The organism is Actinoplanes sp. NPDC051537 (genome assembly GCF_055586105.1).
Genome location: NZ_JBVJIU010000006.1, coordinates 437385 through 463325 on the forward strand (window position 1 = coordinate 437385; position 25941 = coordinate 463325).

Genomic DNA, 25941 nt, shown 5'->3' on the forward strand with positions numbered 1-25941 from the left:
GCCTGTCGCGGGGGCACCGATCATCACCTGTGGAGACTCGATGAGCATTTTGCGAGACCTGGTTTCCGCCATCGACGCCGGCACGATCGAGGTCATCGACCTCGCGGCGCCGCTGTCCAGCGAGACCCCGATCCTCAAGCTGCCGCCGCCCTTCTCCGACACGATCACCTTCGCCCTCGAGGAGATCAGCCGGTACGACGACCGGGGGCCGGCCTGGTACTGGAACAACATCCACACGGGCGAGCACACCGGCACCCACCTGGACGCGCCCATCCACTGGGTCACCGCGAAGGACGGCGAGGACGTCTCGCAGATCCACGCCCGGCGCCTGATCGCCCCCGCCGCGGTCATCGACGTCTCCGACCGGGTGGCCGAGGACCCCGACTTCCTCCTCTCGATCGACGACATCAAGCGGTGGGAGAGCTCGCACGGTCCCCTTCCGGCCGGCGGTTGGCTCCTGGTCCGTACGGGATGGGATGCCCGTTCCGCCGACCAGCAGGCGTTCCTGAACGCCGACGAGACCGGCCCGCACACGCCCGGCATCTCGGTCGAGGCCGCCAAGTGGCTGGCCACCGAGGCGCCCGTGATCGGCGTGGGCGTGGAGACGGTCGGCACCGACGCCGGCGCGGCGCACTCCTTCGACCCGCCGTTCCCGTGCCACTCGTTCGTCCTGGGCGCGGGAAAATACGGCCTGACGCAGCTGCAGAACCTGGGCATGCTGCCGCCGTCCGGCGCCGTCGTGATCGCCGCCCCGCTCCCCATCGTCGGCGGCTCCGGCAGCCCCACCCGGGTCCTGGCCCTGGTCGAGCGGTGACCCGCACGGTAGCCGAGGCGGTCGGCGCAACGCTGGCCGCCCTCGGCGCCAACCAGGTCTTCGGCGTGGTCGGCAGCGGCAACTTCCACGTGACCAACGCCCTGGTAGCGAACGGCGCCCGCTTCACCGCCACCCGCCACGAGGCCGGCGCCACCACCGCGGCCGACGCTTACGCCCGCCTGACCGGCCGCGTGGGCGTGGTGACGGTCCACCAGGGTTGCGGCCTGACGAACGCCATGACCGGCCTGGCCGAGGCCGCGAAGAGCCGCACCCCGCTGATCGTGGTGGCCGCCGAGGCCACCGCCCCGCGTTCCAACTTCCGGGTGGACCAGGACGCCCTGGCCGTAGCGGTAGGCGCCACAACCTGCCGAATCCAGAGCGCCGAGACCGCCGTCGCGGACGCCACCAACGCCTGGCTCCTGGCCATCACCGAACGCCGCGCCGTGGTCCTCAACCTCCCGCTGGACATCCAGTCCCAGCCCGCCCCCGCCGGGCCGGCCGCCCCCGCCGCACCGACCGTCCCCGCGCAGTCCGCGTCGCCCGCGCCCGCACCCGCCGGCCGCGCGCCCGCCCCCGCCGGGCCCGCGCCCGCCCCCGCCGGCCCGGTTGCCTCCTCAGCGTCGGTCGCGGAGCTGGCGTCGCTGCTGGCCGGGTCCGCGCGCCCGGTCTTCATCGCCGGCCGGGGCGCCCTGGCCGCGGCCGCCGAGCTGACCGCCCTGGCCGAAGCGTGCGGCGCCCTCCTGGCCACGTCGGCGGTGGCCAAGGGCCTGTTCGCCGGAAATCCCTGGAACCTCGACGTCTCCGGCGGTTTCGCCACCCCCACGGCCGCCGACCTGATCACCGGCGCCGACGTGATCGTGGCCTGGGGCAGTTCCCTCAACATGTGGACCACCCGCCACGGCGCCCTCCTCCCGCCGTCCGCCACGGTCGCCCAGGTGGACCTCGACGAGTCCGCCCTCGGCGCACACAACCGCCTGGACCTGGGCGTGGTCGGCGACGTCCGCGCCACCGCCGAGGCCGTCCGGTCTGCGCTGACGCGGACGGCCGACGCCGACGACAGTCCCGAGACCGAAACCGCCGCAGCCGAGGGCCACACCGAGCCCGCGCACGCCGGCGACGGCAGCGCCGAGCCCGCCGGCGACGATCACGCCGAGCTCGCGCGTGCCGGCAGCCTCCCGTCGAGCGCCGACGTGTCCGGCCGCGACTCGAGCGCTGATGCTTCCGGCCCCGGCCCGAGCGCTGATGCTTCCGGCCGCGGCCCGAGCGCTGATGCTTCCGGCCGCGGCCCGAGCGCCGACGCCTTCGACCCCGCACCGAGCGCGCCCGCTCGCGGCTACCGCACGCCCGACGTCCAGAACCGGCTGGCCGCCGCCGGGCGGTGGCGCGACCTCCCCTACGAGGACGACGGCGACGAAACCCACATCGACCCCCGCACGGTGACCATCGCGCTCGATGATCTGGTGCCGGACGCTCGGGTGGTGGCGGTCGACTCCGGGAACTTCATGGGCTATCCGGCTATGTTTCTCTCCGTTCCGGACGAGCGAGGGTTCTGTTTCACGCAGGCGTTTCAGTCGATCGGGCTCGGACTGGCGAGCGCGCTCGGTGCGGCGCTCGCGATGCCCGATCGGCTGCCGGTGGCGGCGTGCGGGGACGGCGGCTTTCTCATGGCCATCGCCGAGCTCGAGACGATCTGCCGGCTCGGGCTGGGCATGCTGATCGTCGTCTACAACGACAACGCCTATGGGGCCGAGGTGCATCACTTCGGGCCTGGCGGTCACCCCCTCGACACGGTCGTTTTTCCGGACACGGACATTGCCGCGATCGCTCGCGGCCACGGCTGTGCGGCCGTCACGGTGCGCGCGGCCGGCGATCTCGGGCCGGTCGGAGAATGGCTGGCCGGACCCCGTGACGGCCCCATGGTTGTCGACGCGAAAGTCGCCGCCGGTCGCCCGTCGTGGTGGCTGGAAGAAGCCTTCCGCGGCCATTGAGTGGTGTCATGCCGGAGAAGCTAGACCCTGCCTACGACAATTTTCGGCCCCAGCGCGCGAACTGGGCCCGGGCCTGCCGTTCCCCGCGCGCCAGCAGGATCGAGCGGCCGCCGGGCAGCCGTCCGAGGCCCTGGCTGATCACCAGGTTGGCCGCCACCCGCGTCAGCCCGTACCAGGGCAGCCGGTAGGGCAGGCCGAGGTCGCGCATGGCGGCCGGGCCGAGCAGCCACGAGCTCACCGACAGCGCGCGCTCCCGGTCGAGAAAGTCGCGGGAGTCGAGCGAAGACTCGATCAGCGCGCGGGCCAGATCGCGGCTGTTCTGGTCGGGCGGCGGGTCATAGGCCAGGAAGTGGTAGAGAAGCCGCCGCCCGCGCTTCTCGGTGTGGGGCAGCCACTCGTCGTCGACACCCATCAGCCAGCCCACATAGGACCAGAGGTGCATCACCGCCGCGGCATCGGCACGCGTCACCCGTACGCCCAAAAGGCGCAAGTGAAGCAGAAAGCTCGTGCTGAAGACGCCGAGCGTGCTCGCCTGGTCGTATTGGTTGATCGGCACACCGCGGAACGCGTGGTCCCAGGTCGGATCGGCCTCGAGCCGGGCGTTCACCAGCGCGTGCATGACCCGTACGTGCAAAGACATCAGGAAGCCCCGGCCACCCGCCGCCAGACCGCCCGGCTCGGTCACCGCCCGCCACCAGAGCGAGGTCTCGACGATCCGGCGCTGCGTCTCGCCGCCGGTCAGGCGCCCGGTGCGGACCAGCGGTTCGAGCGCCGCCGCCGTCCGATATCCACCGAGAAGCGAACCATAGGCCAACACCAGACCGGCATCCATCCCGTACGCGCGGCAGGCCCGCGCACCCCGGGCGAGCAGTGCGTCGTCGACCCACTCGGGCCGTTTCGTGACGATGTCGAAGAACGCCCGGACCGGCTCGGGATGGTCGGGCGACGGCCCTTGGGCGAGCGCGCGGTGGAGATGTTTTCCCGGTACGGCCCGGACCAGCTCCGCCGCCACCTCATCGCGCCGGGAAAGCCCGTCCCGCAGCGCCGCCAGCTCGTCCGCGGTGGGCGCCGGGTCGGCGCCCGCGAGCAGCCGCAACGGCCGCGCCGCCCGCTCGCCCCAGGCGCGATCGGCCCCAAATCGCCCCGGCGTCCGACCGGCACCCGAGCGGTCGGACTCAAATCGCCCCGGCGTCCGACCGGCACCCGAGCGGTCGGTCTCAAATCGCCCCGGCGTCCGACCGGCACCCGAGCGATCGGCCTCAAATCGGCCCGGCCCGGCGCCGGGGCGGCCGGCCTCGAATCGGTCAGGCGCCCCACTGTCGCCCCCGGTGGTCGTCATGACCCGAGCAGCAGCACCCCGGCGGTGATCAAGGCGGCGACCTTGACCAGCTCCAGGGCGATGTAGACGAGATGGGCCCGCGACCGAGGCGCGTCGAGCCCTTCGAGAACCGCGTTCGAGCGCCGGGTCAACGCCGGCCGCACGCCCACGAGCTGGGCGAGCAAGGCGACCGCCGCGACCAGGAACGCGATCCGCTCCGCGACGCCGGCCCCGCCCGCGGCCAGCCCGATCGCCACGACGACCGCCAGCACCAGCTCGACCGCGTTGAGCGCGCGGAACACCAGGCGCCCGATCCCGAGGCCGATCCGCAGCGTGACGCCCGGCGCCCGGAACTTCAGCGGGGCCTCGAGGAACGAGATGGCCAGCACCATGCCCAGCCAGACGAAGGTCGTGGCCACCGCGATCCCGTTGCTCACCGGACCCAGTCTAGAGAGCGGCCTCGTCGCCGGAGCCGAGCCCGGCGACGAGGCCTCAGCGCTCAGCTACAGGTCGCGCCGTTCAGGGTGAAGCCGCTGGGTGCGGCGCTGTTTCCGTTGTGGTTGGCCTGGAAGCCGATCGTCGTCGAGCCGCCCGGCGGTATCGAGCCGTTGTACGACGCGTTGGTCGCGGTCACCGCGCCGCTGGTCGGGGAGTACGTGGCGTTCCAGCCCGAGGTGATCGACTGCCCGGACGCCAGGTTGAACTTCAGCGACCAGCCGTTGATCGCGGACGAGCCGGTGTTGGCGATGGTGATGTTGTCGGTCAGGCCGGTGTTCCAGGCGCTCACCGAGTTCGTCACCTTGCAGGCGCTGGAGCTGCCGCCGGTCGGCGGTGGGCTGGAGGGCGAGGTCGGCGTTGTCGGACTTGTCGGAGTTGTCGGCCCGGTCCCCTCGGTCACCGTGATGTTGGAGCTGCCACTGCTCTGGTACCCCTCGGTGGCCAGGATCTGGTAGTCGTGCGAGCCGAGATTGAGCCCCAGGTTGGCCCACGCCCGGAAATGGTTCGCGGTGGTGATCGTGCCGCCGGTGCGGTGCTGCTGCCGGACGCTCCAGTACTGGTAGAACGTCGCGGTGCCGATGATGGACGGCTGGTTCACCCGCTGGGTGCGATAGATGTCGTACGTGCTGCCGTCGGTCGTGACCGAGCCCAGCCGCGTGGCCCCGCTGCTCGGGTTGTAGCTGCCGAAGTTCTCGACGATGTAGTACTCGATGAGCGGGTTCGTCGTCCACCCGTACAGCGCCAGGTAGCAGTTGCCGCCGCAGTTGAAGGCGCCCGAGTAGTTGACCGTGTGGCTCGATCCCGGCTTCCAGCCCTTGCCGACCACGGTGTTGTTGATCCCGTTCCAGCTGACGCTGTAGTTGCCGCCGGCGCCCAGGGTCATCGTGACGTTGCCGGAGTCCTTCCAGTACGAGAAGAAGTAGCCGTTGTGGGTGCCGGTCGTGTTCGAGGTGACCGTGCGGTCGGCCTCGGCATGGGCCACGCCGGCCAGCCCGATGGTGGTGACGGCCAGCGCGACAGCGCTGATGCCGCCGATGAGGAGCCTCATACGGTTACGCCCGCGCCGGGACGGGGGGACGGGGGAGTCGTTCACGCGCGTGCATCCTTCCTCGAGGGGGAGCCCGGCGCGACGCCCGGCGCCGGCGGTGGAACCAGCGGGAGCAGGCGCACCAGGCGGTGACATTCATCGATGGATGAAGTATTGGGCGCGCTCCCACGGGTGTCAACAACTTCCGGAAACGTCTCGATAAATGAAGAAGCCGTAATCCCTGCATATGGCGTCGCGAAGCCAACAGCGAGGTGGATCGGCGCGAGAACGATCGGCGACTTTACGACACAGAACCGAAAGTTTCGGAGGATCGCTCTTTTGATCTGCGGCGGCGGAACCTATGTTCGGGGAGTGACTCCCGGCGGCGACGGGTTCCGGCTGGCCGAGGCGGTTGCCGACGTCTACGGCGACCTCCGCCTCGAGTCCGTGCTGCGTCGCCTGCTGCGGCACACCGCGCGCCTCACCAACTCGGCCGCGGGCAGCGTGTCGCTCATCGACGCGGCGGCCGGGCGGTACACCAAGGCCGCCGAGTACGGCGCCTTCTGCCGGCTGGGGGACACGTTTCCGCTGGACGAGGGGGCCACCGGGCGGGCGTTCGGCAGCCGGCGGCCGGTGGTCATCCCGGAGTACGGGCAACTGCGCCGCGGGCATCTCGCCGGGGCCGATCCGGTTCGCCGGGGGCCGGCCGCCGCCGTGCCGATCTGGTGGCGTGGCGACGTCATCGCGGTCAGCGTGACCTTCGCGCCGGGCGCGGGGGCGTTCTCCACCCGCGACGTGGACGATCTCGAGACGCTCACCCAGACCGCGGCGGCGGCGATCGTGCGGACCGGGCGGCTCGACACCTCGCTGGCCACCGTGCTGCGGCGGGCCGGCACCGTGGTGACCGAGGCGGGCGTCGTGCGGCCGGTCGCGCCCGAGGTCGCGCGGGTGGCGGCCGATCTGGTGGCGGAGGCCGGACCGAGCCTGCGCGTCGGCATCGTCTACCGGCCCGAGGGCGTGCGGGTCATCGTCCAGGACGAGACGAACGGCGCGGCCTGGGCGGATCAACCGCCGCGCATCGCGGGCGGCGAGGTCACCGTCGAGAAGGTACGCGGCTGGGGGGTCATTCTGCGGGCCGACATCCCGTACGCGATGCCGGCCGCCCCCTCGCCCTTCACGGCGCGCGAGTCCGAGGTCCTCGAGCCGCTCCGCCAGGGGCTCACCTACCGGGAGATCGCGTCGCGCCTGGGCATGTCGCCGAAGACGGTGGAGAAGCACGTCGCCGCGATCATGCGGAAGACCGGCGCCTCGAACCGCACCGCCGCCGTGGTCACCGCGCTGGACAACGGTTGGCTGGGCCGGGGCCTGGGGGATTCACCCCATACCGCGAGCGGGTGACGCGTGGCTTGACTGGGCGCATGCCCGTCGTGTCCATGAAGGAGATCCTCGACCGCGCCCTCGCCGAACGTTACGGGGTCGCCGCCTTCAACATCATCAACGACCTGAGCATCGAGGCCGTCCTCGCCACGGCGGTCGAGGAACGGGCGCCGGTCATCCTGCAGACCTCGGTCAAGACGGTGAAGATGTACGGCCGGAGTCAGCTCTTCGACATCTTCGGCGCGCTGATGCGGGACGTCGACGTCCCGGTCACCCTCCATCTCGACCACTGCCCCGACCGTACGGTCATCTCCGATTGTCTCGCCGGAGGCTGGAACTCGGTGCTCTTCGACGCCCACGAGCTCGCCGTCGCCGAGAACCGGCGGCAGACCACCGAGGTCGTCGCCGAGGCGCGGCGCACCGGGGCGCACGTCGAAGGGGAGATCGAGGGCATCCAGGGCGTCGAGGACGACGTCGGCTCGGACGAGGCGTCGAAGATCCAGTCGCTCGAGGTCGCCGTCGACTTCATCAAGAACACCGGCGTCGACTGCTTCGCCCCGGCCATCGGCAACGCCCACGGCCAGTACAAGCAGGCGCCCACGCTGAACGCGCAACGGGTGAGCGACCTGGTCGCGGCGACCGGCATCCCGATGGCGCTGCACGGCGGGACCGGGCTTTCCGACGAGCAGTTCACCGACCTGATCGCGCGCGGGTGCGCGAAGGTCAACATCTCGACGGCCCTCAAGGAGAGCTTCATGAAGTCGGGGCTCGCCCATCTGCGGGCGGCCGCCGAGCGCGACAAATGGGATCCGCCCTCGCTGTTCCGCGAGCAGCGCGCCGCGGTGATGGAGATGGCCCGCGCGCACATCCGCCTCTTCGGAAGCGCGGGGAAAGCCTGGTGACCGCCCTCGTCTTCGACTGCGACGGGGTGCTGGCCGACACCGAACGGCACGGCCACCTGCCCGCCTTCAACGCCACCTTCGAGCGGTTCGGCCTGCCGGCGCACTGGAGCGAGCAGGAGTACGGCGAGAAGCTGCGGATCGGCGGCGGCAAGGAGCGGATGGCGAGCTTGTTCGACGATCCCGCCTTCGCCGCGGCCGTACGCGGTGACCGGGCCGACCTGCTGGCGACCTGGCACAAGGCCAAGACCGCGGCGTTCAAGGCCCTGGTCGCCGAGGGTCGCATCCCGCCGCGACCGGGCATCGCGCGGATCATCGAGGCGGCGCTCGGCGAGGGCTGGACCGTCGCGGTCGCGTCGACCTCGGCCGAGGAGTCGGTCCGGGCGGTGCTGGAGAACGCGGTCGGCGCCGCGACGGCGAAGAGCGTGCCGGTGTTCGCCGGCGACGTGGTGCCGGCCAAGAAGCCGGACCCGGCCATCTACGACCTGACCGTCGAGCGGCTGGGCCTGACCAAGGCGGAGACGCTGGTGGTCGAGGACTCGCGCAACGGGCTGCTCGCGGCGACCGGCGCCGGCCTGCGCTGCCTCGTGACGGTCAACGGCTACACCCGCGACGAGGACTTCTCCGAGGCCGTCCTGGTGGTCTCGGAACTGGGCGACCCCGGCCGCCCGCCGATCGAGGTGCTGGCGAATCGAAGTTTCGCGCGGCCGGGCGACTTTGTCGCGCTCGACGACCTGCGCGCCTGTCTTCCGGGAGAGAGCAGATGACCATCGACGGGACGGAACAGGTGGTACGGACGATCGCCGAGACCGCCATCGAGAACGAGAAGTACTTCGGCGACCTCGACTCGGTCGTCGGCGACGGCGACTTCGGCTATTCGCTCGCCCGGGGCTTCGAGAAGCTCCTGGAGGGGTGGGATGACCTGGACCGATCCAACGCCGGGACGTTCTTGAAGCGTACCGGCATGGTGATCGCCTCTCGGATCGGTGGCACCTCGGGACCCATCTGGGGCACCGCCTTCATTCGCGCCGGCACCGCCGCCGGTGACGCCGACCTGACCGGCGAGCGGGTCGTCGCGATGCTGCGCGCGGCGACCGACGGGATCAAGGCGCGGGGCCAGTCCGACGTCGGCGACAAGACGCTGCTGGACGCGCTGGTCCCGATGACCGACCGCCTCGAACGGTCGCTGAACGAGGGCGCGTCGGCGGAGGAAGCGGTCCGGGCCGCGGCGGCGACCGCGCGGGAAGCGGCCGACGCCACGAGCGGGATGGTCGCCAAGCGGGGCCGTGCGTCGTACACGGGTGAGCGCAGCAGGGGGTCGGTCGACGCCGGCGCCATGGCGGTGGCCGTCATCGCCGAACGGATCAGCGAGACCTGGCAGAAGGGAGCGGCGTCGTGAAGAAGTTCGTCAACGATCCGAAGAGCTACGTGGCGGAGATGCTGGAGGGCGTCGCCCTGGCCAACCCGGACACCCTCAAGTACGTCCCCGCCTACAACCTGATCATGCGGGCCGACGCGCCCCGGGCCGACAAGGTGTCGATCGTGCAGGGCTCCGGCTCCGGGCACGAGCCGGCCCACGTGATGGCGGTCGGCACGGGGATGCTCGACGCGGCCTGCCCCGGCGACGTGTTCGCGGCCCCGCCGATGGACTACGTCTACGAGACCGCGAAGCTGCTCAACTCGCCCAAGGGCGTCCTGCTGCTGGTGAACAACTACACCGGCGACCGGATGGCGTTCGACATGGGCAAGGAGATGGCCGAGGCCGAGGGCGTACGGTGCGAGATCCTCACCATCAACGACGACGTGGCCGTGCAGGACTCCCTCTACACGGTCGGCCGCCGCGGCGTGGCCGGGAACTTCTTCGTGATCAAGGCCGTCGGCGCGGCCTCGGAGAAGGGCGCCGACCTCGACGAGCTGCTCCGGATCGGCCGCAAGGTCAACGACGTGACGCGCACGATGGGCGTGGCGCTGACCGCGTGCACGCCGCCGGCCAAGGGCTCGCCGCTGTTCGAGCTGGGCGCCGACGAGATGGAGTTCGGCGTCGGTATCCACGGCGAGCCCGGCCGCGAGCGGCGCACGCTCGCCTCGGCCGACCAGATCGTCGACGACCTGCTCGACGCGGTGGTGACGGATCTCCCGTACGAGTCGGGTGACCGGGTCGCCCTCATGATCAATGGCCTCGGCGGCACGCCGGTGAGCGAGCTCTACATCCTCTACCGGCGCGCCCACCAGCAACTGGCCGCGCGCGGCATCACGGTCGGCCGCAGCTACGTGAACGAGTACTGCACGTCGCTCGACATGGCCGGCGCGTCGCTGACCCTGGTCCGCCTCGACGACGAGATCGAGGGCCTGCTGCGGGAGCCGGCCGACGCCGCCATCCGCGTCTTCTGACCGGAGTTTCCCCCCGCCGAACGCCGCTTGTGATGCGGCGTTCGGCGCCGGCGGCCCGGTCAGGTGGGTGCCATTGCCGGCGGCCGGGCGCCTCAATGGTCGGCGCCTCAGTGGTCGGCGCCGAGGAACGCGTGCACCGCGGAGATCACCACGGATCCCTCGCCGACCGCGGAGGCCACTCGCTTGACCGAGCCGGCGCGCACGTCGCCGACGGCGAAGAGGCCGGGCACGGAGGTCTCGAACGTTCCCCGGGTCGTCACGAAGCCCTTGTCGTCGAGCTCGACGCCCAGGTCGCGCAGCCAGGTGGTGGACGGGAGCGCGCCGATCATCAGGAACAGCCCGCCGGCCGCCTGGTGGACGTCGCGCTGCTCGTGCGCCTCCCGCCATGTCAGGTGGGTGACCCGGTCGTCGCCGCCGACCGAGGTCAGCTCCGACCTCGGGTGGACGGTGATCCGGTCGTGGTGGAGGAGCCGCTGCGACAGGTAGCTCGACATGGTCTCGGCGAGGTCGTCGCGGCGGATGAGCACGTGCACGCGGTCGGCGTGCCTTGCCAGGAAGAGAGCGGCCTGGCCGGCCGAGTTGGCGCCGCCGACCACGACCACCTCCTGGCCGAGACAGGCGCGCGCCTCGATCTCGGTGGCCGCGTAGAAGACGCCGCGGCCCTCGAACTCGGCCACGCCGGGGATCGGCAGCCGCCGGTACTGGACGCCGCTGGCGACCACCACGGCGCGGGCGTCGACGTCGGTCTGGTCGTCGAGCCGGACCCGGAATCCGGCCGGCACCCGCGTCAACCCGGTGACGGTGCGCGGCGAGACGAGCCGCGCCCCGAACTTGACCGCCTGCAGCATCGCCGACCGGGCCAGCTCGTTGCCCGCGACGCCACGGGGAAAGCCCAGGTAGTTCTCGATGCGCGAGGAGGTGCCGGCCTGCCCGCCCGGGGCGACGTCCTCGACGAGCACGACATCGAGCCCCTCGGAGGCCCCGTAGACGGCGGCCGCCAGCCCCGCCGGCCCGGCGCCGACGATCAGCAGGTCACACGGCGGCTGGCCGGGAACCGGGCAGAGGTCCAGGCCGGTGGCGGTGGCCAGGTCACGGGTCGTCGGATCGGCCAGCACCCGTCCCTGCCCGGTCACCACGGCCGCGCCCTGCTCGGGAAGCGCGGTCGTCGCGGCGAGGCCGGCCCAGGCGGCGTCGTCCGAGCGCAGCACCGTGCGGTAGGGGAGGTGGTTGCGTTCGGCGAACTCCTGCAGCCGGCGCAGGTGGAGGTCGTCGTCGCCGGCCAGGACGAGGCCACCCTCGCCCCAGCGGGTCAGCATGCGCCGCCGGGCATCGAACGCGGAAACCAGCAGGTCGCCCAACTCCACCGAGGTGGCGATGAGCCGGCGCAGGTCCTCGACGCGTACCCGCAGCAGCGTGCTGTCCGGCATCGCGACGCCCGCAAGGTAGGCCGGTTGCCCCATCAGCATCCCGAGTTCGCCGACGAAGTCGCCCGGCTCCACCACGACCACGACCCGGTCGTCCCGCCGATCCACGAGACCGATGCCGCCGGCGCGGACGAAGTAGAAGTCGTACGACTCGCCGCCGTCCCACAGGATCTCACCGGGCCCGGGCCGGATGACCTCACCGACCGAGTCCAGCAGCTTCCGCTCGTCCGCGCCGAACGCGGGCCAGCTCTGGGCGTCGATCTCGTCGGTCCGACGGGAGGAATAGCGCGTCCGCTCATCGGGCGCCGGCACAGTGCTCACGTCGATCGAAAATACGGCACGGCCGCTCGGATCAGTCGTTGTGCACGATGATGTCGGCGTGGTCGGCCGGGCGGACGGTGGCGAAGTAGAGCCGCTGGGCGGGGATGTAGCGCTCGCGCCAGCGCCGCTCGACCTCGGCCCGGGACGACACCCGGCGCTCACGGATCACCGCCCGATCCACGGTCTTCTCGAGCGCGGTCGACACGAAGACGCGCAGATCCCACCGGTCGATCAGCTCCGGGCGCATGAGGAAGACGCCGTCGAAGAGCAAGACGGCGCCGGCCGGGGCGGTCGTGACCGGCGGGGACACCGTCGTGTCCGTGGCGTGGTCGTAGACGGCGGGCCGGAAGCGCCGATCCCCACCCGGACCGAGCGGATCGAGCAGCACCCGGTTCAGCGCGTCGTAGTCGTGGGTGTCGAAGTAGCAGCCCTCGGCCGAGTACTCCCCGCGCGGATACCGCCGCGCCCGCGGGAAGAGGAAATCGTCGATCGTCGCGCGGATGACGTCGCGCCCCCCGGCGCGCAGGATGACGGCCAGCTCGTCGGCGAGCGTGGTCTTGCCGGCGGCGGGCGCCCCGTCGATGGCCACCCGCGTCGGGTGTGCCACCGTGACCGAGCCGACCGCCGCGGCCAGGCGCCCGAGCACCTCGTCGCGGGCGCCTCGATCCATGTCCTACTCCATCATGACGTCAGGGTGAACGTCACGTCTCCGGTGCCGTCGCCGTTCTCGACCAGGATGGCCTCCCCCCGGGCCTTGCGGTAGGCGCCGGTGCCGCCGGTCACCGCGAAGTGCTTCACCGGCGGCGGGGTGTTCAGGAACTGGGTGGCCAGCTGGCCGCCGGGGAGCGCGAACGTTGCGGTGCACTGGGCCTCGGGGCCGCCGTCGGGATCGGTGATGGTGCAGGCCACGCCGTCGTGGCCGACCTGGCGCCCGGCGGCGTCGAAGAGCAGGTCGTGGGAGATGATCTGGTCGCCCATGGTCGGGCCGGGCGCGCCGAGATCGAGGTACGAGAACGGGCTGAACTGCACGTGGAACCGCATCGCCGGCCGCGCCGAGTCGGTGGCGGCGGCCGGCGTCGAACCGGCCACCGCGGCCAGCAGTCCGGCGGTGGTGGACGCGGCGAGAATGATCAAGACCGGACGCTTCATGGGTTCCTCCTCGGGTCGGAGCTACCGGGCAATCCGGTTCGGATGCTCCGCTCCGGGCCGCGCCCGGACAATTAGCCGATCATCCAGCCATCGACGCCCGGCCATATCGGGTGAGGACGGCGGCGCCGGAGGGGTCGGCGGACAGCGTCCGGAGGTGGCTCGCCGGGCCGGCGGCGGGGAAGAGGCGGCGGCCGGCGCCGAGGATCGTGGGAAAGGTCAGCAGGCGGTACTCGTCGATCAGGTCGGCGGCCATCAGGGTGTGCACGACGCCGATGCTTCCCGTGACGATGACGTCGCGGTCCTGGCGCTTGACGGTGTCGATCAGGTCACCGTCGATCGTGCGGGAATTCGACCAAGCACCGACGTCCATTGCCGTACGCGTGGCGACCAGTTTCGGAATGGCGTTCATCCGCGCCGAGAACGGGTCGTCGCGGCCGGGCCAGAGCCGGGAGAACAACTGCCACGTGGTGCGGCCGAGCAGCATCACGCCGTCGTCCATGAGGGCGCCGAGGCGGAACTTGTCGCCGGCGACCGCCTCGCGACCGTGCCGGAATGCCCAGCCGCCGGTCGGGGTGCCGGCGGAACCGTCCGGATCCTCGACGATCCCGTCCAGGGTGATGAACTCGATGACGATGACGCTCATGGTGACGATCCCTTCGTGTCGGTCGGTGTCCGGCGGTACCTACCGGCGACATCGCGGGGGCTCATCGCGTACGGGCGAATTGCTTCAAGAAATTTCGGTGGGCAGGCCGAAGGAGCTCAGCACGGCGGGGTCGGCGAACACGACGTTGTGCGCGACGAGACCGCCGGTGATGGTGAGGACCTGGAGGGTGTGCAGCCGTTTTCCGCCGTCGGGGAGGGGCGCGTACGCGGCGAGCGCGGGCTGGCCGTTGGCATCGAGCCGCGTCATGGCCCAGCCCGCGCCCCGCATCCGGAAAACGCGCTCCATGAACCGGCCGTAATCGGCACGGCCCCGGTACCACAGCGGAACCGGCGGCATCTCGAGCACGGCGTCGGCGGTCAGCAGCCGTACGAGACCGGGAATGTCGGCCGCCTCGAAGGCCCGCACATATTCGTCGATCGCCGTGCGCACCTCCGGGTCGCCGGGCTCGGCGACCTCGCCCTCGCGGGCGCCGGAAACGGCCGCGCGGGCCCGTTGCAGCGCGCTGTTGACCGCCGGAATCGTCGTGCCGAGCTGGGTCGCCACCTCGGCCGCGCTGAACTCGAGGACCTCGCGGAGAACGAGCACGGCACGCTGCCGGGCCGGCAGGAACTGCATCGCCGCGATCAGCGCCAACCGCAGATCGGCCCCCGATCCGGGGCCGGGAAACGGCTGGAGCCAGGGAATGTCCATGGCCGGCGTGAGAGGCGCGGCTGGATCGTCGCTCGGCGCGCCCAGACCCGACGGCAACGGCCGCTTCCGCCCGGATTCGAGCGCGGTCAGACAGACGTTCGTGGCGATGCGATAAAGCCACGTCCGCACCGACGCGCGTTCGCTGTCGTACCGTTCCCGCGCTTTCCAGGCGCGCAGCATCGTCTCCTGAACCAGGTCCTCGGCCTCGTGGAACGAGCCGAGCATCCGGTAGCAGTAGACGACGAGCTCACGGCGGTAGGGCTCGAGGTCCATTCCCGGAACGCTAATTCATTCGCCGGTGGCGCCGTCGATGGCCTCGCGGATCAGGTCGGCGTGGCCCACGTGCCGGGCATATTCCTCGATCAGATGCTCGAGCAGGAACCGGACGTCGGTGTCGCCGAACTCCGGATTGGCGACCGTACGGCCGAGGTCCTCGGTGACCTTGCCGAACAGCTCCCGCGACTGGTCGCAGGCCGCCAGGTAGCCGGCGTAGATCTCGGCGGCCGACGTGGGATCGGTCGCCGGGGGAGTGATGCCCGCGAGCCGCACCTGGAACCAGTACCGCTCGACCCCCCGGAGGTGGCGCATGAGGTCGAGCAGGGTCAGCTCCGACGGCAGCGGACGGCGCCGCAGCTGAGCCTCGGTGAGGCCGGCGCACTTCCAGAGGAAGGTCGCCCGGTGGTAGTCGAGGTTCGAGGCGATCACGTCCAGCCACGATCCGGCGAGCGTGCGCGCGGGCCGGGCGATGCTTTCGATCACGATGTCGTTCATGCCCCACCGACGAACGGGACCGGCCCCGGATCGACAGGCCGGCGTTTCTAGGGCCCGAAGCCGACGCCGCCGATGTCGCCGGTGTTCGCGTCCGCGCTTCCGAACTGGCCCGGCCAGCGCCGGCGGGGCTTCTCGACGCCGGCCACGTGCTGCAGGCAGATCGCGCCGGGGAACTCGTGGCACTGGCCGCGGCCGCCGCAGTCGGCGAGGTAGTTCCGGCCGCCCCTCACCACGAGCGCCTTATCCACCCGGAACAGCAGGGGCAGCTCGCCGGGGCCGCAGCCCTCGTCCTCGCGGGCCCGGCGGAAGGCGTCGGCCAGGCCCGGGCCGGTGTGCTCCGGCTGGTAGGCCAGGAGGCGCCCGAAGGCGGCGTCGCAGAGGTCGGCGTAACCGCGGGTGTCGCGGATCGTCTCGCGCCACAGGTCGTCGGCCACCACCGAGGGCATCGACAGGGTGGCCCGCGGGTGGCGGGCGGCCAGCCGGAACCACTGGCGGGTGGCGTCCTCCACGAGGGCGATCCCGGCGGTGTCGAGGCTGTCGTGTCCCACCGAGAATCGGTGGCGGACCCCGGCCGGGAACCGGTAGTCGCCGATGATGGCCAGCCGCTGAGCGGTTCGCCGATCGATCCAGCTCATGGCCCACAGCGTGCGACCGCCGGGCGACCGCGGTCAAGGGTGTGTACCTTCCCCTGGACCTTCCCCCTGGGGTAAGGCACACGATCGGTGCCGTGAAGCTCTTTGTCGATCGACGGCCGTTGACGGTTCCCGCCTTCCGCCGGCTCTGGGTGGCATCGGCGGTCACGGCGGTCGGCGGCTCCTTCAGCCTCATCGCGGTGCCGACGCAGCTGTTCACGATCGCCGGCTCGTCGGCCCTGGTCGGAGTGTCGGCCGCGGTCTCGTTGTGCGCCCTGGTCGTGTCGGCGCTGTGGTCGGGCGCCCTCGCCGACGCGATGGACCGCCGGCGGCTGCTGCTGGCCGGTAACGCCGGGCTCGGGCTGGCCTATCTCGGGCTTTGGGTCAACGCACGGGCCGGGCTCGACTCCGTACCACTGCTGCTTCTGCTTGTCGCCGTGCAAGGGGTCAGCTATGGCGCCACGCTGACCTCGATGGGCGCCGCCGTGCCCCGCGTCGTGCCGGCCGGGCAACTGGTCGCGGCCAACAGCCTCAGCGCACTGACCCGGTACAGCGGCGCCGTCGTCGGCCCGCTGCTGGCCGGCGTGCTGATCCCGGCGATCGGGCTCGGCACGCTCTACCTGCTCGACGCGCTCGCGCTCGGCACCGTGCTGTGGGCGGTGGCCCGGCTGCCGGCGATGCCCCCGACGGCGACCCTCGCCGGGGGCACGCTGCGCCGGCTCGGCGACGGCTTCCGGTACCTGGCGGGGCGTCGGGTGCTGGTCGCGATCCTGGCCGTGGACCTGGCCGCCATGGTTCTCGCGCTGCCGCACGCGCTGCTGCCGGAACTGGCCGAGCGCACGTACGGCGGACCGGCCGGCGGCGGCGCGGAACTGGGCGTGCTGTTCGCGGCGTACCCGGCCGGGGTGCTGCTGGCCGGCCTGCTGTCGGGGACGTTCAGCCGCGCGCGGCGGCACGGCGCGCTCATGGCCTCGGCCGCGATGGCCTGGGGCGGCTGCGTGGTGCTGCTCGCCCTGACCGCGAGCCTGCCCATCGCGGTGGCGGCGCTCGTGCTGGGCGGCGCCGTCAACTTCGTGCTGAGCACGTTCCGCAACGCGATCTCCCAGGCGTACACGGACGATGCCCTGCGCGGCCGCATCCAGGGCTCGCTGACCGTGGTCCTGATGGGCGGACCGCAACTGGCCAACGTGGTGCACGGCTTCGCGGGGGCGGCAGTGGGCGCCCGCGCGGCGATCGGCGTGGGTGGCGTGCTCACCGTGGGTGTGGTCGCCCTCCTGGTTCGCGCCGTCCCCGAGCTGTGGCGGTACGACGCCGGCTGCGGCGATGGATGATGGATGCATGATCGGTGACCGGTGGGGCGTGACCGACGGCGAGATGTCGCGCTCCTATCCCTGCGATGACTTCGTTGTCTCGCCCGCGCTGCAGGCGTGGCGGGGTGTGCGAGTCGAGGCGCCGGCCGAAGCCGTGTGGCCATGGGTGGCCCAGGTGAGGATCGCCCCGTACTCCTACGACTGGATCGACAACCGCTGCCGCCGCTCTCCTCGACAGCTGGTAGGCCTGCCCGAGCCCGAGGTCGGCGAGGCATTCACCACGGCCGGCGGCCGGCGCCTCGGCCGGATCGTCTCGGTCGACCCCGGAAAGCAGCTGACCGGCACGATCATGGGCGCCTTCATGTCGTACGTCCTCGTGCCCGAGGAGCACGACCGGACCCGCCTGCTGCTGAAGGTCGTCATGCAGACCAGCCGCTGGACCGCACCCGGACTGTCCATCGGCGACCTCGTCATGGCTCGGCGGCAGCTGCTGAACTTCAAGCGACTCGCTGAACGGGACCGCCCGGTTTCCAGGGCGGTGGCGGTCGTGATCGAAGGATCTCGAGTCCTGCTGATCAAACGGTTCCTCCGGCAGGAGTCCTCGGCGGCCTGTGTGATGTGCGAGGACGGTGGCCGGCCGGGCCCGGGCTGTCCCGGACACCGTTACGCGGTGCTTCCCGGAGGCCACGTCGAGGACGGCGAAACCGCCGAGGTGGCGGCGGTGCGCGAACTCCTCGAGGAGACGGGGCTGCGGGCGACGATCGGCCAGCGGGTGTGGACGGGACGACACAACGGCCGTCCGGCGTTCTATTTCCTGATGGCCGATGTCGAGGGCGTGCCCGTGTTGTCCGGCCCGGAGTTGGCGGAGAGCGGCCCGAACAACAGCTATGAGCTTCTGTGGGCCACGGCGGATCAGTTCGAGGCGCTGAACCTGCACCCGGCCGATGTCCGCGAGATCCTGGCCGAGCTGGCGCCCCGTCGACATCGATGATCGGAAGACCCGCTCAGCGCGTACGCTCGCGCCTGTTGTCGCCCAATCGACGCGGCCTCAGTGGAGGGTGGAGCGTCGGGTGGGCCGGAGGCGGAGGTTTTCGACCTTCACCACTTCCGCGGGTACGTCCGCCTCCAGCGGCGACCGGGTTAGCCAGACCAGCGCATGTTCTCCCTCCCGTACCGGTAGCCCGGGGAAGTTGTTCGCGGCGTACTCGGTCCGCAACACGGCCAGAGTGTCCCGCGGAATCCGGGTGGGGTCCGGGAACGGGCCGGCCCAGTACCAGATCGTCGCGTGCAGAACCGATTCGGGATTGGCGGCGCCGCGGTCGAACACCGGCACCGCAACGATTTCGCGCAGCAGCAGCACGTCGTCCGTATCGAGCATCGTCGCGTTCGCGGCCGGCCCGTGCTTCGCCCACACCGGGCCCGAATAGAAGGCCGTCAGCCCGGCCTGACGCGAGGGCATGTCGGTGAATCCGCGCAGCCACACGAACCGGTCGGCGCGGTCGAGGTCGCGGAACTGACCCAGCACGGCCATCCCCAGTTCCTCCTGGGTCTCGACGAACTCGCGGTCGAACAGGTCGATCAGTTCGGCCCGGCGACCCTCGCGCAGGGTGTAACGGCGCAATTCGACGATCATGCCAAAATCCTCTCCAGGACGTCGGTAACGGTCGAGCGCGCCAGCGCGTTCCGGAAAGCGTCGGTCGCCTCGTCGTACAGGTCGGTGAGCACCGGGCGGATTCCGCGTCCGACCGGGCACTCCAGGTTCGGCTCGGAGTGGTGCAGGGCGAGCAGCGGCTCCGGCGAGACGGCGAGCCAGACGTCCAGCAGGGTGATCTCCGTTGCCGGCCGGCCGAGGGAGAAGCCCGCGCCGTTGCCGCGGCGTGCGCTGACCAGGCCGGCCTGCCGCAGATCGCCGAGGCTGCGCCGGACGATGACCGCGTTCGTGTTGATGCTGGACGCGACCTCGTCCGAGGTGAGCACGTCACGACCGCGCCGCCTGGCCAGTTCCAACCACGCCAGGGCGTGGGCCGCGATCGTCACCCTGCTGTTGGCCGTCACCCGAGCAGTCTCACCGGCATGAGCTTTAAAAGCAACCATTTCTATTACGTTTGAAGGTCCGCGTGCACCATGCGGGGGCTTACCGCTCGACCTAAAGTTGCCTGGAATCCGGCAGGATCGTCACCGACCGCGAGGGGACCGCGCCGATGCACGTCACCACACCGCTGGTCCTCGCGGTCGATTGCTCGACGACCGCGGCCAAGGCCGTCGCGCTCGACGGGTCCGGGCAGGTGGCGTCGTCCGCCGTCGAGCTCCTGGACCTGGCCCGTCCCGGCCCCGGCCGACACGAACAGGACGCCGGGCAGTGGTGGTCGGCCACGGCCGGTGCCCTGACCAAGGCGGTGGCCGCCCTGGGCGCGGACGCCGCCCGGGTGGCGGCGGTGAGCGTCACTCACCAGCGCGAGTCGTTCGTCTGCCTGGACGCCGCGGGCCGCCCGCTGCGGCCGGCCATCCTCTGGCTCGACAGCCGGGCCGACCGCGAGATCGCCGAGCTGGGATCCGACCGGGTGCGCGAGGTGTCCGGGAAACCGCCGGACGTCACCCCCGCCATCTACAAGATCGCCTGGATGTCCCGGCACGAGCCCGAACTGCTGCGATCCGCGGTCCGGGTCGCCGACGTGCATGCGTACCTCGCTGCCCGGCTCACCGGTCGATGGGTGACGAGCGTCGGATCGGCCGACTCCCTGGGCCTGCTCGACCTGCGGGCCGGAGACTGGTCCCCGGAACTGCTCGAGCTGGCCGGTGTCCGCCGCGACCAGCCCCCGACCTGGTGCCGCCGGGCACGCCGATCGGGCCGCTGCTGCCCGAGGTCGCGGCCGCCATCGGCCTGCCGTCACCCGTACCCCTCATCGCCGGGATCGGCGACGGCCAAGCGGCCGGCCTGGGCGCCGACGTCACCGGCCCCGGAGTCGGCTACCTCAACCTCGGCACGTCCATGGTGATGGGCGTCGCCGCCACCGACTACGCGACGTCGCCCGCCTTCCGCACTCTGGCGGGCGCGCCGTCCGGGACGTTCGTGCTCGAGACCATCCTCAACGCCGCCGCCTACCTGACCGGCTGGTTTCGGCGCGAATTCGGCGATCCGGCCCTCGGCGGCGCGCTCGACCCGGCGCTGGAGGCGGCGGCCGAGGCGGTGCCACCCGGCTGCGACAGCCTGCTCACGGTGCCCTACTGGAACTGCGCGCAGACCCCCTACTGGGACACCGCCGCCCGCGGCGTGACCCTCGGCTGGCACGGCGGGCACACCCGGGCCCACCTCTACCGGTCGCTCATGGAGGGGGTGGCCTTCGAGCTGCGCCTGCACCTGGAAGGGCTGGAGGCGGTCACCGGCACGCGGGTCGACCTGCTGCGGGCCATGGGCGGCGGCAGTCGCAGCCCGCTGTGGACACAGATCGTGGCCGACACCACCGGCCGCCCGCTGCGGTTGTGCCACGGCGAGGAGATCAGCGCCCGCGGCGCGGGCGTGCTGGCGTGGGCCGGGGCCGTCCCCGGATCGGACGTCGTCTCGGCCGCCGCGGGGATGGTCTCCTTGGGCGACACCGTCGTCCCCCGGCCCGAACACACCGCCAGGTACGACCGCCTCTTCTCGGTCCAGCGGCAGATGTACCCCAGGCTGCGGGAGGTGTTCGCGGAGCTGGCCCGAGCCTGACCGAGCACGGCACCTTGATGAGGCCCGACTCGAGTCAGTCATCCCTGCCGGATGAGGCAACGGCAGGCGATCGGAAGGACGGTCAGAGTGCCTCTGGGGACGGAACGCGCCCTCCCTCAGGCTGGCGGAGGTGTGTGCGATGCCCACGGAACCAGCACCAGAACCACGGGAGCCGGCCGACATCGTCGCGGCGTATCGGGAAGCGATGCGGGAGCTGGCGGTGCTGCGGCAGGAACGAACGGCGTCCGCGCGCAAATTGCGGGCTGAGCGCGGGTTGCGCCCCTGGCAGGTCGAGCTGCTCAAATTGCAGCGGTACCTCGAGGTCGAGAACCTGCGCATGATCGTGCTGTTCGAGGGCCGGGACGCGGCCGGCAAGGGCGGCGCGATCCGGCGGGTCACCCGGTTCATGAACGAGAAGCACTACCGGGTGGTCGCGCTCGGCCGGCCGACGGAGGAGCAGCGTTCGCAGTGGTATTTCCAGCGGTATGTGGCGCAGTTCCCGATCGGCGGGGAAATCGTGCTGTTCGACCGCAGCTGGTACAACCGCGCGATGGTCGAACGGGTCTTCGGCTTCTGCACCCGGGAGGAGTACCAGCACTTCCTGCGTGGCGTCACCGGATTCGAGAAGGACCTGGTCCGTCAGGGAACGATTCTCGTCAAACTGTACTTCAGCGTGACCAAGGAGCAGCAAGCCCACCGGTTCGAGCGCCGCCTCACGGATCCGCTGCGGCGGTGGAAGCTCAGCGAAATCGACCTGCAGGCCCAGGACCGCTGGGACGACTTCACGAACCGCAAGTACGAGATGCTCGTCCGCACCGGCACCAAAGCCGCGCCCTGGCTGATCGTCCGGTCCAACGACAAGCAGTCGGCCCGCCTGAACACCATGAAGGTCATCCTGAACGCGATCGACTACAAGGACCGCGATCCGGACCTCGACTTCGCGCCGGACCCGCGGATCGTCGTCTCCGGTGCCGACGAGGTCGCCCTGATGCGCGCCGAGCGCACCCGTACCGGCAAGTTCACCAACTGAACGCGCTCTGCCCACCGCCCGGACGTGATCCGAGGTGATTTCGCCCGCCACCAGCTCGAGGATCAAATCTGCCCTCCAGGGTGCCGGGGCCGGCGCCGGGGGTCGGCCCACGCTCGCCGGCGAAGCCAGACTCGGAGGCGACAACCTCGAAGCCATCACGCGCGACGCGGTGGCCTCCCGGCACCGGCCAGCCGCAAGCCGGAGCACCTTGGCGTGACAACCATCTCCGAAAGGTGACAACCACGACCGAACGGCCCACCGGTTCGTGCCGGTGCCGGGCCGCTCACCCGAGTTGAAACAGAACGGCGTCAGCCGCCGCGAGGCTGCGCCGGCGCTGGTGACCCGAGGCGCCGTAGCCGGGTTTGTCCGGCGAGATCCACCGCGGGCGGGCGATACGCGCGGTGTCGTCGTAGCAGGCCCCGCCTAGGCCCGACACCGGGGTCCCGGCCGTGGAGATGACCGGGGATGCGTCCGGGTTGCCGAACTCGTGCCAGCTCAGCGGCCGGCCATCGGCAAGGATCAGCACGGCGGACGTCATGCGTACATTCTGACTCGGGTCGCCCATCGGGTTGCCGGACGTTCGGTGGTGCCGGTCAGAGACGCACGATCAGGCGGCCTCCGACCTGCTCGGCGTCCTCGCAGCTCAATCCCTCGAGGACGCCGGGGACGTCGGCAAGTTCGACGGCGATCGCGTCGGTGCGGCGCAGGGCCGCGACGAGTTCCCGGACAAGCCGGCCGACCGGGACACCGCCGAGCCCGATGACGCGGACCACGCCGTCGTCTCCGGTGCGGGTCAGGGCCACCGCGGCGGGTGGGGCGGCCGGCGCCGCAGCCACGTCGACCAGCTCCCACCAGATGGCGTCCGGGGCGCCGGCGGCCGGCGTGACATGCCGGGCGACGGCGCGGCGGCCGGGCGGCACCCGGCGGAAGACCAGATCGTGGAACATGCGCCAACGGTGCCCGTCACGGCTTGCGCGATGCTTGCATGCGGTCCGCGGCCGGCCTCATCAGCCGTGGCGCGCGGCAGACGTCGCCGAGCTCGGCGCTGCGGGCGGCGGACTCGGCGACCAGGGCGGCGGACCGGTCGGTGTCGCCTGCCAAGGCGTGCGCCTCGGCCCGCAGCAGCAGGTAGAACGGCGCGAACATGAGCACCGCGGACGCCGCGAAACGGTCGTACGCCTCGTCGCAACGGCGGGCCCCGTCCGGCTCGCCGAGCATCGCGTCGGCCCAGGCGAGCAGCATCGCCGCGTGGATGCCGTACAGCGGGCCGAGGTCGGCGGCCGCCGCGCAGGCGCCGGCCCGGGTGCGGCACCCCTCGGCATCGCCGCGCATCGCCCGCAGCCAGGCGGCGTAGAGGTCGGCCTCCATCACGACGGCCTCATTGGTGCCCGCCCGGGCCCGGGCCAGCTGGTCGAGCCGGTCCGCGGCGTCGTCGTCGCCCCGGCAGTGGGCGACGAGGGCCGCATAGCCGGCGGCGGCGACGCCCACCGCCGGCACCTGCAGGCCACCGATCGCCTCGAACGCCCGGAAGTGCCCGTCCGACTCGTCCAGCCGCCCACGCACGCACTGCCCCCACCCCGCGACGAAATGCGCGGCGGCGACCGCGGCCGGGGGGTGCGGCCCGTCGAGCGCGCGTTCGGCGGCCTCGACGGCCTCGGCATAGTGACCGGTCAGAGCCCGGGTGAGCAGGACGTTCACCCAACCGGCCGGACTCTCGTCGAGGTCCGGTCCGGTTTCGTCGAGGACGGTGGCGGCCGGCTGCCGGCCGCTCCAGGTGCGGACGACCGACATCCGGACCCGCACGGTCGCGGCGAGCCGGGCGCCCTCCTCCCGGTCCGGTGCCCGGCCGGCCAGGTCGAGCGCCTGATCCAGGAATCGCTCCGCCTCCCGGTAGCCGTTGCGATTCATGGCGTCGTCGGCCGCGGCGGCGAGGTAGGGAACGGCGGCCGGGCCGACCGCCGGCTCGGCGAGAACGAGGTGGCGGGCGACCGCGACGACCTCTTCGGGGGTGAGGTCACCGCCGGTCCGCAGGGCGTCGGCCAGGCGAGCGTGCAGACGTACGCGGCGGGCCTGCGACACGCCCCGCTCGAGCGTCTGCCGGATCAGGTCGTGGCGGAGCGCGAACCCGGGGCCGTCCTCGACGAGCAACTCGGCCAGCAGGGCGCTCTCACAGGCGTCGAGTACCGCGTCGGCATCGAGGCCGGACACCGTGACCAGCGTGTCCAACCCGATCGGACCGCCGGCCAGCGCGGCCACCGTGAGCAGGGCGACGGTCTGCTGCGGGAGCCGTTCCAGCCGCCGGCGCAGGACTTCTTCGACCTCGGCCGGCAGCGCCTCGTTCACCGCCGCCGGGTCCAGCCGCTGCTCGCTGACCAGCAGCCGGGCGACTTCACCGACGAAGAACGGGTTGCCGAGCGTACGCCGGTGGATCGCCGCGGCGACCTCGGAATCCGGTGGCCGTCCGGACAGGCGGCGGACGATCTCGGCCACGTCGCCGGCGTCGAGCCCCGGCACCGGCACCCGCACGACCGCGTCGCGCCGGATCCCGCGCAATGTCGCGGCCACCTCCTCGGTGCCCGGCTCCTCGGTGCGCACCGCGACCGCGAACATCACGCCGTGCTCGACCAGCTCGTCGACGGCGAGCGCGAGCAGCGTGCGGCTGTCCGGGTCGACCCATTGCAGGTCGTCCAGCACGACGGTCAGCGGACCGCCGGCGCGGGCGGCCAGCAGCAAGTCGATGACGCCGCGGAAGAGCTGCGTCTGCGAGCGGTCGGCGCCGGCCGGCCCGCCGGACCGCATGAGCGTCCGGGCTTGATCGGCGGCCTCACCGGCGGGCAGCGCCTCGTCGTCGGGAAGCAGCTCGGCGACCGCACGGACGATCGTCACCCACGGCCACAGCGCGGGCATGGCGCCGATACCGACACCGGACGCGGCAACGGCGTTACCGCCGGCCGCGGCGGTGCGTTCGGCCACCACGCGCAGCAGCGTGGTCTTGCCGGAGCCGGCCGACGCCTCCAGCACGAGCAGCGAGCCGCGCCCGGCGCGGGCCCGGTTCACGGCGTGGTCGACGGCGGTGAGCGCGGCGTCCCGGCCGAGCAGGCGCTCGTCGGGCCGCTCGGCGGCGGGCGGCGGGGCGGCCACCGGCTCGGGGTGCGGCGCGAGGTCCAGCGCCGGGTCGTGCCGGAGCATGCCGGTCTCCAGCGCGGCGCTCTCCGGCGAGAGGTCGAGGCCGAGCTCGTCGGCGAGCGTGTGCCGCAGCCGGGCCACGGTCGCCAAGGCCTCGGTCTGGCGGCCGGTGCGGTAGAGGCCGAGCGCGAACGCCCGCCGGCCGCGCTCGCGGAACGGGTTCTCGGCGACGAACCGGCCGCCCGCGACGACGGCGGCCTCGGGGTCGCCGGCGACCAGGGCCGCCTCCAGCGCCAGCTCCTCGGCGTCGAGCCGAAGCTCGGTCAGCCGGGTGGCCTCGGCGCGGGCGAAGGACAGCGCCTGCAGGTCGGCCAGCGGCTCCCCGCACCACAGGCGGCGCGCCTCGGCGAGCAGGGCGGCGGCCTCCGCGCCGGAGCTGTGCCGGGCGCGGGCGACCAGGTCCTCGAAGCGGGACACGTCGACCAGCGCCGGGTCCAGGTCGAGCTGCCAGCCGGGCGGGCGGGTCAGTAACCGCGGCACGTGCGGGTCGGTGGCGGCCGCGGTGGCCAGCTCCCGGCGCAGGCGAGACACGTACGACTGGAGGCCGAGCGTCGCGCGGGCCGGCGGCTCGGCGGGCCACAGTTCGTCGACGAACCGGTCGAGCGGCACGACCCGGCCCGCGTTGAGTGCCAGCAGCGCGAAGACGGCGCGCTGCTTGAGCCCGCCCAGCCTCAGGGACACGGCGCCGGACGTGGCCGACACCGGGCCGATCAGGCCTACCCGCATGCCGGGGAGTCTTCCATCTCTGC

At 72.1% G+C, this 25941-nt stretch carries 27 protein-coding genes; 12 read left to right on the top strand and 15 right to left on the bottom strand.

Going from position 1 to position 25941, the window contains the following annotated elements; genetic code table 11:
- The first annotated feature begins 40 nt into the window (after positions 1-40).
- Both ACZ6TB_RS17205 and ACZ6TB_RS17210 read left to right on the top strand, forming a co-directional pair.
- Positions 41-814 carry a cyclase family protein gene (locus ACZ6TB_RS17205; protein WP_465555367.1) on the top strand — a complete coding sequence of 258 codons (774 nt, stop codon included), beginning with the start codon at positions 41-43 and terminating at the stop codon, positions 812-814.
- Positions 811-2802 (top strand): thiamine pyrophosphate-binding protein, encoded by a 1992-nt coding sequence (locus ACZ6TB_RS17210; RefSeq protein ID WP_465555369.1) that lies wholly within the window; start codon positions 811-813, stop codon positions 2800-2802. The genes ACZ6TB_RS17205 and ACZ6TB_RS17210 overlap by 4 nt, the downstream gene beginning before the upstream one ends.
- Before the next feature lie 31 nt (positions 2803-2833).
- On the opposite strand, the gene ACZ6TB_RS17215 is transcribed toward ACZ6TB_RS17210, so the two are convergent.
- The 3 genes from ACZ6TB_RS17215 to ACZ6TB_RS17225 form a co-directional block, all read right to left on the bottom strand.
- Positions 2834-3898: an oxygenase MpaB family protein gene (locus tag ACZ6TB_RS17215; RefSeq protein WP_465555371.1), complete on the bottom strand. Its 1065-nt coding sequence runs from the start codon at positions 3896-3898 to the stop codon at positions 2834-2836.
- A 239-nt stretch (positions 3899-4137) separates the two neighbouring features.
- Positions 4138-4557, bottom strand: coding sequence for a hypothetical protein (locus tag ACZ6TB_RS17220; RefSeq protein ID WP_465555373.1), 420 nt, complete (start codon positions 4555-4557; stop codon positions 4138-4140).
- Between the two features lie 62 nt (positions 4558-4619).
- A complete protein-coding gene (locus ACZ6TB_RS17225; RefSeq protein ID WP_465555375.1) occupies positions 4620-5666 on the bottom strand; it encodes a glycoside hydrolase family 11 protein in 1047 nt (348 codons plus the stop codon).
- A gap of 351 nt (positions 5667-6017) precedes the next feature.
- Between ACZ6TB_RS17225 and ACZ6TB_RS17230 the strand changes: the two genes are divergently transcribed.
- The 5 genes from ACZ6TB_RS17230 to dhaK are packed head-to-tail and all read left to right on the top strand — an operon-like array spanning position 6018 to position 10312.
- Positions 6018-7043: a LuxR C-terminal-related transcriptional regulator gene (locus ACZ6TB_RS17230; RefSeq protein WP_465555377.1), complete on the top strand. Its 1026-nt coding sequence runs from the start codon at positions 6018-6020 to the stop codon at positions 7041-7043.
- Positions 7044-7063: 20 nt separating this feature from the next.
- Positions 7064-7924: a class II fructose-bisphosphate aldolase gene (locus tag ACZ6TB_RS17235; RefSeq protein ID WP_465555379.1), complete on the top strand. Its 861-nt coding sequence runs from the start codon at positions 7064-7066 to the stop codon at positions 7922-7924.
- Positions 7921-8688, top strand: a complete 768-nt coding sequence (locus tag ACZ6TB_RS17240) for an HAD-IA family hydrolase (protein WP_465555381.1) — start codon at positions 7921-7923, stop codon at positions 8686-8688. The genes ACZ6TB_RS17235 and ACZ6TB_RS17240 overlap by 4 nt, the downstream gene beginning before the upstream one ends.
- A complete protein-coding gene (gene dhaL, locus ACZ6TB_RS17245; RefSeq protein ID WP_465555383.1) occupies positions 8685-9320 on the top strand; it encodes a dihydroxyacetone kinase subunit DhaL in 636 nt (211 codons plus the stop codon). Before ACZ6TB_RS17240 ends, dhaL begins: the two co-directional genes overlap by 4 nt.
- Complete coding sequence (gene dhaK / locus ACZ6TB_RS17250; protein WP_465555385.1) at positions 9317-10312, top strand: dihydroxyacetone kinase subunit DhaK; 996 nt, start codon at positions 9317-9319, stop codon at positions 10310-10312. The genes dhaL and dhaK overlap by 4 nt, the downstream gene beginning before the upstream one ends.
- A gap of 107 nt (positions 10313-10419) precedes the next feature.
- On the opposite strand, the gene ACZ6TB_RS17255 is transcribed toward dhaK, so the two are convergent.
- The 7 genes from ACZ6TB_RS17255 to ACZ6TB_RS17285 form a co-directional block, all read right to left on the bottom strand.
- Positions 10420-12057 carry an FAD-dependent oxidoreductase gene (locus tag ACZ6TB_RS17255; RefSeq protein WP_465555387.1) on the bottom strand — a complete coding sequence of 546 codons (1638 nt, stop codon included), beginning with the start codon at positions 12055-12057 and terminating at the stop codon, positions 10420-10422.
- A gap of 31 nt (positions 12058-12088) precedes the next feature.
- Positions 12089-12727 (bottom strand): cytidylate kinase family protein, encoded by a 639-nt coding sequence (locus ACZ6TB_RS17260; protein WP_465555389.1) that lies wholly within the window; start codon positions 12725-12727, stop codon positions 12089-12091.
- An 11-nt stretch (positions 12728-12738) separates the two neighbouring features.
- Entirely contained in the window at positions 12739-13206 is a 468-nt protein-coding gene (locus ACZ6TB_RS17265) for an allene oxide cyclase barrel-like domain-containing protein (protein ID WP_465555391.1), read from the bottom strand.
- Between the two features lie 79 nt (positions 13207-13285).
- Complete coding sequence (locus tag ACZ6TB_RS17270; protein WP_465555393.1) at positions 13286-13849, bottom strand: dihydrofolate reductase family protein; 564 nt, start codon at positions 13847-13849, stop codon at positions 13286-13288.
- Between the two features lie 84 nt (positions 13850-13933).
- Positions 13934-14833 (bottom strand): sigma-70 family RNA polymerase sigma factor, encoded by a 900-nt coding sequence (locus ACZ6TB_RS17275; protein ID WP_465555395.1) that lies wholly within the window; start codon positions 14831-14833, stop codon positions 13934-13936.
- A 15-nt stretch (positions 14834-14848) separates the two neighbouring features.
- Positions 14849-15331 carry a DinB family protein gene (locus tag ACZ6TB_RS17280; RefSeq protein ID WP_465555397.1) on the bottom strand — a complete coding sequence of 161 codons (483 nt, stop codon included), beginning with the start codon at positions 15329-15331 and terminating at the stop codon, positions 14849-14851.
- A gap of 47 nt (positions 15332-15378) precedes the next feature.
- Positions 15379-15966 (bottom strand): glycine-rich domain-containing protein, encoded by a 588-nt coding sequence (locus ACZ6TB_RS17285; protein ID WP_465555399.1) that lies wholly within the window; start codon positions 15964-15966, stop codon positions 15379-15381.
- Positions 15967-16058: 92 nt separating this feature from the next.
- Here ACZ6TB_RS17285 and ACZ6TB_RS17290 point away from each other — a divergent pair, with 92 nt between their 5' ends.
- Together ACZ6TB_RS17290 and ACZ6TB_RS17295 are read left to right on the top strand one after the other, a co-directional pair.
- Positions 16059-17294 (top strand): MFS transporter, encoded by a 1236-nt coding sequence (locus ACZ6TB_RS17290; protein WP_465555401.1) that lies wholly within the window; start codon positions 16059-16061, stop codon positions 17292-17294.
- A gap of 7 nt (positions 17295-17301) precedes the next feature.
- Positions 17302-18264, top strand: a complete 963-nt coding sequence (locus tag ACZ6TB_RS17295) for an NUDIX domain-containing protein (protein ID WP_465555403.1) — start codon at positions 17302-17304, stop codon at positions 18262-18264.
- Between the two features lie 57 nt (positions 18265-18321).
- On the opposite strand, the gene ACZ6TB_RS17300 is transcribed toward ACZ6TB_RS17295, so the two are convergent.
- Positions 18322-18906 carry an NIPSNAP family protein gene (locus ACZ6TB_RS17300; RefSeq protein WP_465555405.1) on the bottom strand — a complete coding sequence of 195 codons (585 nt, stop codon included), beginning with the start codon at positions 18904-18906 and terminating at the stop codon, positions 18322-18324.
- On the bottom strand, positions 18903-19328 hold the full coding sequence (locus ACZ6TB_RS17305; RefSeq protein WP_465555407.1) for an Rrf2 family transcriptional regulator: 426 nt from the start codon (positions 19326-19328) through the stop codon (positions 18903-18905). Before ACZ6TB_RS17305 ends, ACZ6TB_RS17300 begins: the two co-directional genes overlap by 4 nt.
- Before the next feature lie 146 nt (positions 19329-19474).
- Here ACZ6TB_RS17305 and ACZ6TB_RS17310 point away from each other — a divergent pair, with 146 nt between their 5' ends.
- The 3 genes from ACZ6TB_RS17310 (at position 19475) to ppk2 (ending at position 22006) form a co-directional block, all read left to right on the top strand.
- Positions 19475-20269 (top strand): xylulokinase, encoded by a 795-nt coding sequence (locus tag ACZ6TB_RS17310; RefSeq protein ID WP_465555409.1) that lies wholly within the window; start codon positions 19475-19477, stop codon positions 20267-20269.
- Positions 20269-20976 carry a xylulokinase gene (locus tag ACZ6TB_RS17315; protein WP_465555573.1) on the top strand — a complete coding sequence of 236 codons (708 nt, stop codon included), beginning with the start codon at positions 20269-20271 and terminating at the stop codon, positions 20974-20976. Before ACZ6TB_RS17310 ends, ACZ6TB_RS17315 begins: the two co-directional genes overlap by 1 nt.
- Positions 20977-21115: 139 nt before the next feature.
- The gene (gene ppk2, locus ACZ6TB_RS17320) at positions 21116-22006 is read left to right on the top strand and encodes a polyphosphate kinase 2 (RefSeq protein ID WP_465555411.1); all 891 of its coding nucleotides are present in this window, start codon (positions 21116-21118) and stop codon (positions 22004-22006) included.
- 283 nt (positions 22007-22289) lie between these two features.
- Here ppk2 and ACZ6TB_RS17325 read toward each other — a convergent pair whose 3' ends face one another.
- Genes ACZ6TB_RS17325 through ACZ6TB_RS17335 form a run of 3 tightly spaced genes read right to left on the bottom strand, consistent with a single transcriptional unit; the run spans position 22290 to position 25918 of the window.
- Positions 22290-22544, bottom strand: coding sequence for a hypothetical protein (locus ACZ6TB_RS17325; RefSeq protein ID WP_465555413.1), 255 nt, complete (start codon positions 22542-22544; stop codon positions 22290-22292).
- A gap of 55 nt (positions 22545-22599) precedes the next feature.
- The gene (locus ACZ6TB_RS17330; RefSeq protein ID WP_465555415.1) at positions 22600-22953 is read right to left on the bottom strand and encodes a hypothetical protein; all 354 of its coding nucleotides are present in this window, start codon (positions 22951-22953) and stop codon (positions 22600-22602) included.
- A gap of 16 nt (positions 22954-22969) precedes the next feature.
- Positions 22970-25918 (bottom strand): BTAD domain-containing putative transcriptional regulator, encoded by a 2949-nt coding sequence (locus ACZ6TB_RS17335; RefSeq protein WP_465555417.1) that lies wholly within the window; start codon positions 25916-25918, stop codon positions 22970-22972.
- Between the last annotated feature and the right edge of the window lie 23 nt (positions 25919-25941).